Below are 14222 nucleotides of genomic sequence, written 5' to 3'. Positions count from 1 at the left end.
AAAACCCGAAGCCAAGGCTCCGGGTTTTGTTTTTACAGAGGAGGCGCCTCTTAGGCGTCGTCGTCCTCGTCATCCGTATCCGGCAGGTTAAAGAAGCTGTCGGCATCCGGCACGCTCTCGTCCTTCTCATCTTCGTCGTCCTGCGACAGAGAGAAGGTCTCCAGACCGGAAATCGCGGTCGGAATTTTCGGCTCATCAGCATCAGCAGACAAGGAATCTTCGGTCGACAACAACTTGCGACGCTCGTCATCCGTCATACCAGCCGCGAGGTTTTTCGACGCTTTCTGCACAGCGGCGTCCAGCTCGGTCTGTTTACACAAGCCCAGAGCCACCGGGTCGATCGGCTGCATGTTGGCAATGTTCCAATGCGTGCGCTCGCGGATCGACTGGATCGTCGGCTTGGTGGTGCCCACGAGTTTCGCGATCTGGCCGTCGGAGAGCTCGGGGTGGAATTTCACCAGCCAGAGGATCGAATTCGGACGGTCCTGACGCTTCGACAGCGGCGTGTAGCGCGGGCCACGGCGTTTCTCTTCGCCTTGAGCCGCTGCGTTGAACTTGAGCTTCAGCTTGTGCAGCGGGTTTTCTTCCGCAGCTTTGATTTCGTCAGCGGTCAGCTGGTTGTTGGCGATCGGATCGAACCCGCGCACGCCGCCCGCGACATCCCCATCGGCGATGCCCTGAACTTCCAGCTCATGCAGACCACAGAAATCGGCGATCTGTTTGAAGCTCAACGTGGTGTTGTCGACCAGCCAAACAGCGGTGGCCTTTGCCATAATCGGTTTTGCCATGGGTCACACTCCTTAAAAATGCGGCTCTCCCCGGATACACCTTTCCCGTCGCCTCAAAGGGCTTTCCCCGGCTGGGGACGGTTCTCGTTGTCGGGGAACTTGCGCGCTGTATAGTGCGGATCGCAATCGGAGGAAAGAGAAAATGCGTCAACGCATCGTGAGTGCCCTAATGGGGCTTGGGCTTTTGACCGCCACGGCCGGTTTCGCCGATGGTGAACGCGCGGGTGATTTCGACTATTATGTGCTGTCGCTGTCCTGGTCTCCCACATGGTGCGCGCTGGAGGGTGAGGCGCGCAACTCGCCGCAATGCGATCAGGAGTTCGGCTGGGTTCTGCATGGCCTCTGGCCGCAATACGAACGCGGCTGGCCGTCTTATTGCAACACCACCGCCCATGATCCGTCGAAACGCGAGACCGCCACCATGGCCGACATCATGGGCACATCAGGGGCGGCTTGGTATCAATGGAAGAAACACGGCCGCTGCTCCGGCCTGTCGTCGCAGGACTTTCTTGCCCTCTCGCGTGAAGCCTACAACCGCATCACCCGCCCCGAGGTGTTTCGCAAACTCAAAGACGACGTGAAACTCCCCGCCTCCGTGATTGAGGACGCCTTTCTCAAGGACAACCCCGCGTTTGAGCCCAATGAAATTACCGTGACCTGCAAAGCCTCGCGCATCCAAGAAGTCCGCATCTGCCTGACCCGCGATCTGGAGCCGCGCAAATGCGGCGCGGATGTCATTCGGGACTGCACGCTGGACGATGCGCTTTTTGAGGCCATCGACTGAGTATTTCTGGCACAAAGGAGACGAGGCGGTTTCCTTTGTGCCTCAAATACTCAAATTTCGAGAACGATCTTACCGATATGCGCGCCGCTTTCCATATGCGCATGCGCTTTCGCGGCATCGTCCAAGGCATAGGTGCTGTCCATCACCGGACCAACCTGCCCCGCCTCGATGAGCGGCCAGACTTTGGTCAAAAGCGCCGAGGAGATCTTGGCCTTGGCCGCATCCGATTGCGGACGCAGCGTCGAGCCGGTGAGCGTCAGGCGCTTCATCATTACCTGCGCGAAATTCACTTCAGCTTTCGAGCCTTGCAGAAACGCGATGTTGACCAAGCGGCCTTCCATCGCCAGCGCCTTGATATTGCGGGGGATATAGTTGCCGCCGACCATATCGAGGATCAGGTTCATACCGCCCTCGGCTTTCGCCACGTCGACGAAATCCTCTTCGCGATAATTGATCGCGCGCTCGGCGCCCAGCCCCGCGCAGGCCTTGCATTTCTCATCAGAGCCCGCGGTAGCGAACACGCGCGCACCAAAGGCCCGTGCGAGTTGAATCGCCGTCGTACCGATGCCAGACGAACCTCCATGCACCAAAAACCGCTCTCCGGCCTGCAAACCGCCACGCATAAAGACATTCGACCAGACCGTGAAAAATGTCTCGGGCAGGCAGGCAGCCTCTTCCAAAGACATCCCCTTGGGCACCGGCAAAGCATGCGCAGCAGGGGTCGCGACATATTCGGCGTAACCGCCGCCGGGTAAGAGCGCGCAGACCTGATCGCCAATCACCCAATCACTGACCGCAGCCCCCACGGCCACGACCTCCCCCGCGCCCTCAAGACCGGGCAAATCAGACGCTCCGGGCGGCGGATTATAAAGCCCCGCGCGTTGCAGAGCATCAGGACGGTTCACGCCCGCATAGGCCAGTTTGATCACGATCTCATCGGCTTTGGGCACAGGCAATGGGCGGGTGCAGGGCTTCAAAACCTCCGGCCCACCGGGTTCGGAAATCTCGACCGCGCGCATCATTTCAGGCAAGCTCATTCAGACGCCCCTCCGGCAGTTTGCGTTCCCGGGACATCGTCCCGTCCCACACCTGCCGGTGCCTTAACCATCGACAAGGCCGCATTTGGAAGCGCAAACATTGCCGACAGAATTTTGTTGTCGCGCACGGTCGCCTTGGCTTTTTCGATCTGCATCACGTCGTCGATGCGACGATCAAGGAACGCCTTCGTGTCCACAAAGCCTTCGCTGTCGTCACCAAGCCAAAACAGCACCGTCGAGGCAAACACGCCCGACAGCGTCGCGCGTTTGGTGTACCAGTTCACGTCATTCGAATTGTCGCCCAAAGAGGTCCAGATCGCATCCGCTGTTTCCCACAGCAGCTTTGTCCCTTCAGGCGCGTAGATCGGCAGCGAGAAAAGCGACATGCCGCGCCGCACCACTTCGCGATCAACCGATTGCAGCCGGATCCAAACCGCATGCGCAATTCGGTCGCGAAACCGCATGTCCGACAGGTCCGCCGCCTCCAGCGCCGCCACCATCTCCCGGTCGCCGCGTTTGTGATAGGCCGCTGCCAGATCAACCGATCCGCGCGGGGCTGCGACCTTCGCCAAGCCTTCGGAGACATCCGAATCAGCCACGGCCGCTTTGAAGGTTTCCGGTCCCCAACCATCGAAAACCACATGAATCAGCGCCGCATCGAGCAGTTTTTCACGGGTCGGATCGGGATAAGCGGTGGTTGGCATGTCTTTGTCCTCCTTCACGGTCTCGGGCATAGTAGACAAGCTAGGATGACTTTGCTATACGGCCACCTCCTGCAATTTTTGCAAATCTAACTTAGGAAGGTGGTGACACCACATGCAGGTTAGCGTTCGTGACAACAACGTCGATCAGGCCCTTCGGGCTCTGAAGAAAAAACTTCAACGCGAAGGCGTTTTCCGTGAAATGAAGCTCAAGCAACATTTCGAGAAACCGTCCGTGAAGAAAGCGCGCGAGAAGGCCGAGGCCGTCCGCCGTGCCCGCAAGCTGGCTCGTAAAAAAGCTCAGCGCGAAGGCATGCTCTAAGAGCAAGTTCGACGTTTCGAACGGTCCTTTCGAGGACATTATAAAAAATACAACCCCCGGCAGCGCAAGCTCCGGGGGTTTGTTTTTGTCTTAATCCTGGCTCCGCCTCAGCCCTTGCGGCGCGGCGTGGCATCGCCCCCGCGCGCGGGCGGCTTACCGCCTTTGCGATGCGGTTTCTTGCCTGCGGGTTTGGAGCGGTCGAATTTCGGCTTCTCGAACTTGGCCTTGGGCTTACCGGTCCCGGCAGACCCAGCTCCGGCACCACCACCGGCACGCGGTTTGCGCGCAGGTTTGGCGGGCGCATGAACCGCATCGTCGCGTTCCTTGCGGGGCTTTTTCTCATAGGGTTTCTTGTTGGCGCTCTGACCTGCGGGCTTCTTGTCAAAAGAGCGCTGCGGACGCTCCTGCCCCTCAAGATACTCCTGAGACGAGGTGTTGCCGCGCGGCTTGTCGAAGCGTTTCTTCGGGCCGCCCTTGCCGGGACGCCCCGCAGGGCTTTGACGTGGTGCAAAGGCCGGCGCGCCTGGCAGAGCCGTCACATTGATCTCATCCTCGAGCGACGCATTCGGGCCGATGTGGTCCATGAATCCTGCCAAAGCCGACTCTTTCAACTCCACAAAGGTCTCATCGTCCTCCATGCGGATCTTGCCGATCTGGGCTTTCTCCAGATTGCCAGCCCGACACAGAAGCGGCAGAAGCCAGCGCGGCTCGGCACGTTGATTGCGCCCGACGGACAGCGACACCCAGGCCGACGGGCCGAACTCGGCGCGCGGGTCTTGCGGGCGTTTCGCTGTGTGGAAGTTCAACTCCTCAGGCGCGGAGAGCCCCGCACGATACAGACGCAGACAGGCGACTGCGATCTGCTCAGGCGTGAAACGGTCGTGGAGTTTTTCGGCGAATTGCAGTTCACCTTCCGTCAGCTCAGCCGCCCAAGCCGGATCATCCATCAAACGGCTTTCATCCAAGGCGAGGATTTCCTCGGCGGTCGGCGCATAGACCCATTCCGCGTCGATCTTCGCCCACTTCAACAGGCGTGCCGCCTTTTTCGAGACGTTGTCCGGCGCGATCAGGGCGGAGATGCCTTTGCGACCGGCACGGCCCGTCCGACCGGAGCGGTGCAGCAGGCCTTCGGTGTTGGTCGGCAGATCGGCGTGGATCACCAGCTCCAGATTGGGCAGGTCGATCCCGCGCGCAGCCACGTCGGTGGCGACACAAACACGGGCCCGCCCATCGCGCAGCGCCTGAAGCGCATGGCTGCGCTCGTCCTGCGACAGCTCGCCGGAAAGGCTGACGACGGCAAAGCCACGGTTAGCGAAGCGTGCGGTCAGACGTGCGACGGCAGCACGGGTATTGGCAAACACGATGGAGGTCTGGCTGTCGTGATAGCGCAGCAGGTTGATGATCGCATGCTCCGCGTCGCGCGGCGCACATTGGATCACCTGATAGGTGATGTCGCTGTGCTGTTCGCGCTCGCTGATCGTGGTGACGCGCACGGCATCGCGTTGATAGGTCTTGGCAATCTCGGCGATGGACTTCGACACAGTGGCCGAGAACAACAGCGTGCGACGGTCCTCGGGCGCTTCGCCGAGCATGAATTCGAGATCTTCGCGGAAGCCCAGATCGAGCATCTCGTCGGCTTCATCGAGCACAATGGCGCGAATGTCGGAGAGGTCCAGCGCACCGCGCGTGATGTGATCGCGCAAACGACCCGGCGTGCCGACAACGATATGCGCGCCGCGCTCGAGGCTGCGGCGTTCGGTACGGGCATCCATGCCGCCGATACAGGTCGAGATGCGCACGCCGGTCTTGCCGTAGAGCCACTCTAGCTCACGCGCCACCTGCATCGCCAGCTCGCGCGTCGGTGCGATGGCCAGAGCCAGCGGGCTTCCGGCATGATCGAACCGTTCGGCGTCGCCCAAAAGCGTCGGCGCGATGGCGAGACCAAAGCCCACGGTTTTGCCCGAACCCGTCTGGGCCGACACCAAAAGATCCGCCTCCGCAAGTTCGGGGGCGGTGACGGCAGTTTGCACGTCGGTCAAAGTGTCGAACCCGCGCTCGGCGAGGGCGTCGGAGAGAGGCGTCAGCATCAGGGGAAAATCCGTATGGGCGCCCAAACACAGGCGCAAGATAGCGTCGTTTAGCGGGTTTGGACGTGGGAGTCTACAGAAAGCCGCATGGGGAAGTGGTCTGCCGAGCGCGTAATATGAGTATTTCTACCAAGGAAAAGACCGTCAGGGCCATGTGCCGGGCATTCGAGCTAACACGTGGGAGAGCTGCGCATCACGTGGCGATCAGGCCTCAGCGGCTTCGATCTCAGCCCATTCCTCATCCGTAAACACACGAGAGCGCGACAGAAAGCAAGTGCCGCGTCCGGTATCCAACGAAAATCCGGCACCATGACCGGGACCGGCGTCCAAGATCATCTGGCTGTGCCGCCAAATCTCAAACAGGCTTTCGGAAATCCAAACCGGCGCACCCGCGACCTCGCCCAGTTTGATGTCACGCGAGCCGATCATGTAGTCGCCGTTTTTAAAACACATCGGCGAAGACCCGTCACAACATCCCCCCGACTGGACGAACATCACGGGGCCATGTTCCGCGACAATCTCATCGAGAAGGCTACGGGCGGCATCTGTGAGGATCACGCGATCAAGGGGCATTGTTCTGGCTTTCGAAAGCGGGGCATATGCGCACCCAAGGGGGGAGGAGGTATGCGCATATGCCCCAAGATAAGCCCGGGACACGGGCTTAGCGGTAGCAGGGTCTCTTAGAAGAAGCCCAGCTTGTTCGGGTTGTAGGAGACGAGCATGTTTTTCGTCTGCTGGTAGTGATCGAGCATCATTTTGTGGTTCTCACGACCCACACCCGACTGTTTGTAGCCACCGAAGGCCGCGTGGGCCGGGTAAGCGTGGTAGTTGTTCACCCAGACACGACCGGCCTGAATGTGACGCCCGAAGCGGTAGCAGGTGTTCATATCGCGCGACCACACACCGGCGCCGAGGCCGTACATGGTGTCGTTGGCGATCTGAAGCGCTTCTTCTTCGTCCTTGAAGGTGGTCACGGAGACAACCGGGCCAAAGATTTCCTCTTGGAACACACGCATTTTGTTGTGGCCTTTGAGGATCGTCGGCTGGATGTAATAGCCACCGGCGAGATCGCCGTTGAACTTGGCCGCATCGCCGCCCACGAGAACTTCGGCGCCTTCTTCGCGACCGATGGTCAGGTAGGACAGGATCTTCTCTTGCTGCTCGGAGCTCGCCTGAGCGCCGACCATGGTATTGATGTCACGCGGGTCGCCTTGCTGGATGGCTTTCACGCGGGCGATACAGCGTTCGATGAACTCTTCGTAGATGTCTTCCTGAATGAGTGCGCGGCTCGGGCAGGTGCAGACCTCGCCTTGGTTGAAGGCGAAGAGCACGAAGCCTTCGACAGCTTTGTCGAGGAAGGCATCATCTTCGCGCATCACGTCGGAGAAGAAGATGTTCGGGGATTTACCGCCGAGCTCAAGCGTAACCGGGATCAGGTTCTCGGTGGCGTATTGCATAATCATGCGGCCGGTTGCGGTAGAGCCGGTGAAGGCGATTTTCGCAATGCGCGGGGAGCGTGCGAGTGGTGCACCGACTTCGGCGCCATAGCCGTTGACGATGTTGAGCACGCCATCGGGCAGCAGGTCGGCGATCAGTTCGACCAAGACCATGATCGCGGCCGGGGTCTGTTCCGCCGGTTTCATCACGATACAGTTGCCCGCAGCCAGAGCCGGGGCAAGTTTCCACGCAGCCATCAGGATGGAGAAGTTCCACGGAATGATCTGGCCTACAACGCCCAGCGGCTCGTGGTAGTGATAGGCCACGGTGTCGGCATCAATCTCAGACATCGTGCCTTCCTGGCCGCGCAGAACACCTGCGAAGTAGCGGAAGTGGTCGACGGAGAGCGGAATATCGGCCGCCATGGTCTCGCGAATCGGCTTGCCGTTGTCCCAGGTCTCGGCGGTGGCGATGATTTCGAGATTTTCTTCGATGCGGTCGGCGATCTTCAACAAGAGGTTGGAGCGTTCCGTTGCGCTGGTCAGGCCCCACGCGGTCTTCGCGGCATGGGCGGCGTCCAGCGCCAATTCGATGTCAGCCGCGTCAGAACGGGCCACTTCACACACTTTTTCGCCGGTAATCGGCGTGGTGTTGTCGAAATAGCGGCCATTGACCGGCGGGGTGAACTTGCCGCCGATGAAGTTGTCATAGCGGGATTTGAAAGGCGACGCGTATTTGGCGCTGGCTTCAGTTTGTACGTTCATGGGTTCCTCCTCGAGTGTTGGCATGACGTCCTCCACGTCAGCCTATTCTTCGAAGGTGACCGCTCACATCACTCGGGTCACCCCCGACTTTAGTAGACGCAGTGCCGCAATGTCTCACCTCTGAGACAGGTACGGGTCAGTTTTCACCGTTTTCGCCGATCCCAAGCCGTTTCATCCGGCGATAGAGGGTTGCGCGTCCAATCCCAAGCTCGCGCGCCGCAGCGGACATATTGCCGCCCGCCCTCGCAATGGCGCGTTTGAGCGCGGCGCGTTCCGCGCGCTCGAGGGCAGAGACGGAACTGTCGCGCCCCAAAATGTCAGAGGCCGGACGTGGGTCGATCACGTTGCCAAACCCCAAGCCATAGGCCCGACGCGCCGCCCGCGTTGCGCCGATTACGAGATCGTCCTGATCCACGGCCAAAAGAACGGCACCCTCGGGGCGATCTTCGGGCCCGGCAATGATCCGCGCTTTCGGGAAAGCAGCACGGAAGGCCTCGGATTCGATCTGTTTCGCGGTTTGCGCCACAACGCCTGCGATCAGCCGGGCGTAGGCCTCCGTCTGGTCGGCTCGGCAGGAGGACACATCAAGGGCTGCGATCAATTCGCCATCGGGTCCGAAGATCGGCGAGTCCATGCAGGACATCGCCGTGTTGCGGCTCATGAAATGTTCGTCGCGGTGGATGATGACATTGCGCGCTTCGGCGATACAGGTGCCAATCCCGTTGGTGCCCTCGGATTGCTCCGACCAATCGAACCCGGCCCAAAGACCCCAGGCTTGAAACGTGTCGCTGTCGGCATCCTTGGAGCGCTGGTCCAAAATGACCCCGTCACGATCCGTCATCAAAACGGAACAGCCCGTGTTGCCGACCATTTGGAACAGGTGATCGAGCTTTGGCGTGGCCAGATCCAAGAAGCCTTCGAGCCGTGCGCGGCGTTCTTGGATTTCCAACTCGGAAAAACGGCGCGGCGCAGGCGTGCGTGTTGGGTCAAGCCCGTGCTTCTTCATCGAGCGCCGCCAGCTCGCGGTCAGCCGTGTGCCGACTGAATCTGATTCGACGGTAGAAATGATGTGATCAGCGTGACTTGGGCGCATTTCTCGCCGCCTCCTCCCAAACGCGGCTTGTGTTAGCCTTAGCATAGGGATGTGCGCTTCGACAAATCCCGGATGCGTGAGCGTTTTGGAGCAAGTTTATACCAGGTTCAGAGTAAACTCAGACCGGCAGAGCCGTGGTTTTGAACACCGTGCGCATGGCAAAAGACGACTGCATCGTCTGGACCCCCGGAAGGCGCACGAGTTGCCGGTGAACCTCGGCAAAATGATCGGTGTCGGCGGACACGACCTTGAGGATATAATCTGCCTTCCCGGCCATGAGGTGACATTCCAACACGTCCGGCATGTTGCGCACAGCTTTCTCGAAAGCTGCAAGGATGTCATCCGCCTGACTGGTCAGCGTCACCTCGACAAAGACCGTGGCACGGCGGTCCAGATGGCGCGGGTCCAAAAGCGCGACGTAATCGCGGATGATGCCCTCGGCCTCCAGACGTTGCACCCGACGATGGCAGGCAGAACTCGACACATTGGCCTCTTGCGCCAGATCGGCGTTCGAAATCCGGCCACGCCGCTGCAAAATGCGCAAAATGCGGCGATCTGTGTCGTCAAGTTTCGTCATGCTGCGCGTTTCTCCCGCCTCAGAGGTCATTTCCGCCCTTATCTTTCACGATTATTTTTTTACGACAAGCGCGGCGGAAACTGAAAGCGCCAGCGTATGAAAGATGTGTCCCCGTTGTTGGTGACCGCAAGGCGCCAGCAAGAAGGCCCGTTGGATCTCTCCAACGGGCCTTTCGTTTCAGAACCTGATGCGGCTCACTTTTTCAAAGAGTCGCGAATTTCGATCAGAACATCCAACTCGGACGGACCAGCAGGCACCTCCGGAACAACCTCTTCCGGTTTTTCGGCCAGAGATTTCACCTTGTTGACGTAGCGCACCAGCATGAACACCACGAAAGCGATGATGAAAAAGTTGATCACCGCCATGAAAAACGAGCCGTAAGCGAAAATCGAGGCGCCAGCTTCGCGCGCGGCCTCCAAAGAGGTGCCCGGCGCCACTTCGCCGGAAATCACGGCGTAACGGTTGGTGAAATCGAGACCGCCGGTGAAAATGCCGATGATCGGGTTGATCAAGTCGTCGACCATGGACTTCACAATCGCCGTGAACGCCGCGCCAACGATAATCCCGACGGCCATATCCATGACGTTGCCCTTGGCGATGAACGCCTTGAATTCTTTTAACATTTGGAATGCCCCACACTATTTAGCGAAAATGCCGCACCTGCGAGATACGGCCATGCACATTGCATAGCACAATGGCGCACATGTGCAGCGGTTTTTTTACGACGCAAAAGCAATAGTTTATGCCAGAAACCGCCACATCGCCCCCCATCAGGAGACTTCTATGCCGCAGCCCGTCACCCATCCGATCACCGCACGCTGGCCCGCCAATACCGTCGAAAAGTTGCAGCTCTATTCATACCCCACGCCCAACGGCGTTAAAGTCTCCGCAGCCCTTGAGGAAATGGGGCTGGACTATGAGGCGCATCTGGTGACGCTCTCGGACTCTGATGTCAAAAGTCCGGAGTTCCTCGCGCTCAATCCGAATAACAAAATTCCCGCAATCATCGACCCGAACGGTCCGGATGGCGCACAGGTCGAACTCTTCGAAAGCGGCGCGATCCTGATCTATCTGGCCGAAAAAACCGGGAAGTTCCTCTCGAAAGACCCGAAAACCCGGTACGAGACCATTCAATGGCTGATGTTCCAGATGGGCGGCGTTGGACCGATGTTCGGTCAGCTTGGCTTTTTCTACAAATTTGCAGGCGCCGAGATGGAAGACCCAACCGCGCGTGATCGCTACATCAACGAGGCAAAACGGATTTTGAACGTCCTAGAACAGCGCCTCGAAGGCCGCGACTGGATCATGGGCGACTATTCCATCGCCGACATGGCCATCGCGCCTTGGATTAATGTGCTGGAATTTTATGGCGCGAAAGACGTCGTGGGCTATCACGACCTGCAAAACGTACCGGCCTATGTCGAGCGTTTCTACGCACGTCCGGCAATCGCAAAAGCGAACAACATCCCGCCGCGTCCGGCGTGAGCACGAAACAAGACTGACACCCCGCCGCGCAGCTCTACCACGGGCGGCGGGGTGTTGGCCCGAGAGCCCGCCATCATTGGAAATTTACGATTCAGCTTTTTTACAAAGTCTTTTAGGGTGAGCGAAAATCTCCTCAGAGAGTAGCCATGACAGAGACATCCTCGGCCCGCCTTTCCCAACCCGCGGACACACAGCGCGTCACGCGCCTGTTTTTCGGGGTCATCACTGCGTATTTCATCGTGCAATTGGCCTTGCGGCTGATCCTTGGCGGCGCGCTTGAAACCGACGAGGCGGAGATGCTGTTGATGACGCCGGGCCTGCAATGGGGCTATGGGCCGCAATTGCCGCTCTATAACTGGCTGCAAACCGTTTTGTTTGCACTTTTTGGCGAAACGCTTTTCGCCTTGTCCCTGCTCAAGAACCTTCTGCTTTGGGCCACCTATGCCTGTCTCTTCCTCGGCTTGCGCGCCTTTGTTCCGGCGCGCGTGGCGGCGTTGACAGCAGTCTCGCTGTTCCTCATCCCGGATATCGCCTGGGAGGCGCAGCGCGCGACCACGCATTCCAACATGTTGCTGGCGACGATCGCCGCGAGTTTCGCCGCCTATCTTTGGGCCCTGAAAACGGGGCAATGGCGGCATTGGGTGCTGTTGGGAGTGGCGCTTGGGCTGGGCGGGATCGCCAAATATAATTTCTGGGCCATTCCAGTCGGATTGTTCTTGGCGTCGCTGAGCCTTAATGAGACCCGCCGCATGCTCACACGCCGGGCGCTGATTGCCCCCACTATTGCTCTGGTGATTGTGGCTGGACCTTATCTTTGGATGGCCAACAACCCCGATCTCTCCCTGTCCTCTGTCGGCAAAATGAACATGTCAGGTGACGCGAAACAGATCATCCCGGAAGGGGTCTCTCTCTACATTCAGGGGCTGCTGATCCTCACCATTCTGCCCGCGCTTGTCGCCGGGATGTTGTGGGCCTTTTCGCGCAGGGCCAAGGCAGTCGTGGAAACGGTCGTGGGATCGCATGTCGTCACCACGCTGTTTTTGCGCACATTTGTCATACTGGGCGTCGCGGGGCTCATCCTCGTTTGGCTGGCCGATGTTGGACACATCACGCCGCGTTGGCTCCTGCCGATTGTGCTGCCCCTCGTGATCGGCGTGTTCCTCCGGCTCACGCCACGCCTGTCACGGCGCAGCGCCATCGGCTACAGTACCACACTCACCGTTCTGGCGGTTCTCGTGATCGCAGGCCTTACACTCGACCGCTACAAAGAGGGTGCCCGGCGCGACCTCGACTTTGCGCCACTTGCGACGCAGATCGAAGAGATGAACCTCCCGCAGGACACCCTGATCGTCGCGGATTTCTACGTCGGCGGCAATCTTGCCCGGATCAGACCAAATTGGATCATCCGCTCCGACCTTCCGGCGTCGGCGCGCGCGGAAACCACGGAGCATGTTCTGCTCATCAGCCGCTCATCAAAGACGGACGCCTCCTTGCAAGAACTGGCCGCCCGGGTGGATTGGCCTCATGCGGCACGGGCAGTTTATGACAGCAGTACGCAAATTGATTTGCCCTTCCACCATAGCGACCGCAGCCAACCTCTGCGTCTGCTCTTTGGCTCGACGGAATAAACACGATGACCGCGCAGACACAGGCCTCGAAAGACCAGCAACACGCCACGTTTTTTCTCATCACGCTTTTCACGTATTTTGCGCTGCAGACCGTCTTGCGCACCGTGCTTGGCGGCACCTTCGAGTACGACGAAGCGGAAATGTTCGTTCTCGCGCAGGACTATCGTCTCGGCTATGGTCCGCAGACGCCGCTTTACAACTGGTTTCAGGCGCTCGCCTTCGATTTGTTCGGCCCAACCACATTCGCCATCGCCCTGCCCAAAAACATCCTGCTTTTCGCAGCCTATGCCCTGACCTTCGACGGGTTTCGCCGCCTCGTTTCTGTGCGACTGGCCATCTTGATCACGCTCTCACTGCTGTTGTTGCCGAACGTCTCTTGGGAGGGTCAGCGCGCCGGATCCCACAGCATTGCCATGCTCGCTCTGATCGGTGCCACTCTTAACGTCTTCGCCCGCCGTCTGGCCGCCGCCGAAAAAGGCGAACACCATCTGGCGCACGCGGTTTTGTTGGGACTGGCGCTCGGGCTTGGCGGCATTACGAAATATAACTTCTGGCTGTTCCCCTTGCCTCTGTTGCTGACCGCTGGCCTGTTTCCGGAGATGCGCAGGGCGTTCTGGCGCAAGGATTTGATTCTGACCTTTGGCATTGCCGCGGCCATTCTCGTCTTGCCCATTGGCTGGATTTTGACCCATCCGGATATGGCAACCTCGACCAGTGAAACGCTTTACAGACCCTCCGACCTGACTGCCCTGCCGCGCCCGCTCATTGGTGTGACAACCATGCTGCTGGAAACCTTGGCCGGGCTCATCCTGCTCCTGCTGACGCTGATCTGTCTGCGCCTTCCCTATGGGCGGCGCATCTTTGCGATCGGTCCCGCGCCTTTGCTCGCGCGCTGGATGCTGCTGTCCGGCCTCGCTGGTCTGGCCATCGTCGCGATTCCGGTGATCGGCTTTGGCGTCACAGACGTTCAAGCGCGCTGGCTCATCCCCTTGCTGATCTCTTTCGCCTTCGGTCTCATGCTTTGGGTCGCGCCCACGCTCAGCCCTCGTATCACGCGAAATGCGCTTCGGTTTTGCGCCGGTCTTGCGGTTCTGATCATCGTCGCCATCACCGACACACGGCTGCGCGGCGCCGGAAGCGACTCTCTCGACATCGAAACCCTCGCTCAGCGCATCGAAGAGGACCTGCCCGAAGGCGCCGCACCGCCCGCAGTGGTCAGTTTCAATTTCTACTATCCCGGCAACTTGAAGTATCTGCGCCCCTCGTGGACCGCTTTGCCCGCGCAACCCGGCGGCTCAATCCCAGAAGATCTGGAGCGCATTGTCGTGATCGGCATCGAAGAACCTGAAAAGATCGCGCGCAAACTCGCGATCCATGGTCTGACTCCGCAGATCGCAGAGCTTGGCCCCTTGAGCGTCGCGACCCTCCCCTACCGCTTCGAAGACCCCGACGTGACCCGCGATGTGCCCTATATCATCATCCCATTAAAAAACGGCGCCCGTTGAGGCGCCGTTTCTTT

Annotated in this window: 14 protein-coding genes; 5 read left to right on the top strand and 9 right to left on the bottom strand. The window is 59.4% G+C overall.

The genetic code is table 11. The features are described from left to right. Nucleotides 1–50: 50 nt before the first annotated feature. Complete coding sequence (locus J5Y17_RS09605; protein ID WP_219785024.1) at nucleotides 51–788, bottom strand: DUF1013 domain-containing protein; 738 nt, start codon at nucleotides 786–788, stop codon at nucleotides 51–53. Between the two features lie 142 nt (nucleotides 789–930). On the opposite strand from J5Y17_RS09605, the gene J5Y17_RS09600 reads away from it, so the two are divergent. Next, nucleotides 931–1572, top strand: coding sequence for a ribonuclease T2 (locus J5Y17_RS09600; protein WP_219785023.1), 642 nt, complete (start codon nucleotides 931–933; stop codon nucleotides 1570–1572). 50 nt (nucleotides 1573–1622) lie between these two features. Here J5Y17_RS09600 and J5Y17_RS09595 read toward each other — a convergent pair whose 3' ends face one another. Then, complete coding sequence (locus J5Y17_RS09595) at nucleotides 1623–2603, bottom strand: NAD(P)H-quinone oxidoreductase (RefSeq protein WP_219785129.1); 981 nt, start codon at nucleotides 2601–2603, stop codon at nucleotides 1623–1625. Nucleotides 2604–2605: 2 nt separating this feature from the next. Beyond that, nucleotides 2606–3313, bottom strand: coding sequence for a COQ9 family protein (locus J5Y17_RS09590; protein WP_219785022.1), 708 nt, complete (start codon nucleotides 3311–3313; stop codon nucleotides 2606–2608). Nucleotides 3314–3425: 112 nt separating this feature from the next. On the opposite strand from J5Y17_RS09590, the gene rpsU reads away from it, so the two are divergent. Next, nucleotides 3426–3632 (top strand): 30S ribosomal protein S21, encoded by a 207-nt coding sequence (gene rpsU / locus J5Y17_RS09585; RefSeq protein ID WP_058263026.1) that lies wholly within the window; start codon nucleotides 3426–3428, stop codon nucleotides 3630–3632. Between the two features lie 107 nt (nucleotides 3633–3739). Here rpsU and J5Y17_RS09580 read toward each other — a convergent pair whose 3' ends face one another. From J5Y17_RS09580 to mscL, 6 genes are all read right to left on the bottom strand, one after another. Continuing rightward, on the bottom strand, nucleotides 3740–5719 hold the full coding sequence (locus J5Y17_RS09580) for a DEAD/DEAH box helicase (RefSeq protein WP_219785021.1): 1980 nt from the start codon (nucleotides 5717–5719) through the stop codon (nucleotides 3740–3742). A 204-nt stretch (nucleotides 5720–5923) separates the two neighbouring features. Beyond that, on the bottom strand, nucleotides 5924–6292 hold the full coding sequence (locus tag J5Y17_RS09575) for a DUF779 domain-containing protein (protein ID WP_219785020.1): 369 nt from the start codon (nucleotides 6290–6292) through the stop codon (nucleotides 5924–5926). A 107-nt stretch (nucleotides 6293–6399) separates the two neighbouring features. Further along, the gene (gene adh, locus J5Y17_RS09570) at nucleotides 6400–7920 is read right to left on the bottom strand and encodes an aldehyde dehydrogenase (RefSeq protein WP_219785019.1); all 1521 of its coding nucleotides are present in this window, start codon (nucleotides 7918–7920) and stop codon (nucleotides 6400–6402) included. A 136-nt stretch (nucleotides 7921–8056) separates the two neighbouring features. After that, nucleotides 8057–9013, bottom strand: coding sequence for a GAF domain-containing protein (locus J5Y17_RS09565; protein WP_219785018.1), 957 nt, complete (start codon nucleotides 9011–9013; stop codon nucleotides 8057–8059). Nucleotides 9014–9131: 118 nt separating this feature from the next. After that, nucleotides 9132–9590, bottom strand: coding sequence for an Lrp/AsnC family transcriptional regulator (locus J5Y17_RS09560; protein ID WP_167602660.1), 459 nt, complete (start codon nucleotides 9588–9590; stop codon nucleotides 9132–9134). 194 nt (nucleotides 9591–9784) lie between these two features. After that, the gene (gene mscL / locus J5Y17_RS09555) at nucleotides 9785–10213 is read right to left on the bottom strand and encodes a large conductance mechanosensitive channel protein MscL (RefSeq protein WP_219785017.1); all 429 of its coding nucleotides are present in this window, start codon (nucleotides 10211–10213) and stop codon (nucleotides 9785–9787) included. A gap of 160 nt (nucleotides 10214–10373) precedes the next feature. On the opposite strand from mscL, the gene J5Y17_RS09550 reads away from it, so the two are divergent. The 3 genes from J5Y17_RS09550 to J5Y17_RS09540 all read left to right on the top strand — a co-directional run bounded on the left by J5Y17_RS09550 (nucleotide 10374) and on the right by J5Y17_RS09540 (nucleotide 14208). Further along, complete coding sequence (locus tag J5Y17_RS09550) at nucleotides 10374–11075, top strand: glutathione S-transferase N-terminal domain-containing protein (protein ID WP_219785016.1); 702 nt, start codon at nucleotides 10374–10376, stop codon at nucleotides 11073–11075. Nucleotides 11076–11221: 146 nt separating this feature from the next. Next, a complete protein-coding gene (locus J5Y17_RS09545; protein ID WP_219785015.1) occupies nucleotides 11222–12703 on the top strand; it encodes a glycosyltransferase family 39 protein in 1482 nt (493 codons plus the stop codon). Nucleotides 12704–12708: 5 nt separating this feature from the next. Then, nucleotides 12709–14208: a glycosyltransferase family 39 protein gene (locus J5Y17_RS09540; protein ID WP_219785014.1), complete on the top strand. Its 1500-nt coding sequence runs from the start codon at nucleotides 12709–12711 to the stop codon at nucleotides 14206–14208. Nucleotides 14209–14222 lie beyond the last annotated feature (14 nt).

The sequence above is a fragment of the Celeribacter sp. PS-C1 genome, assembly GCF_019429625.1.
Taxonomy (GTDB): Bacteria; Pseudomonadota; Alphaproteobacteria; order Rhodobacterales; family Rhodobacteraceae; genus Celeribacter.
Note: the sequence above shows the minus strand (reverse complement) of the source record. Positions and strands in the feature narration are given on the sequence as shown.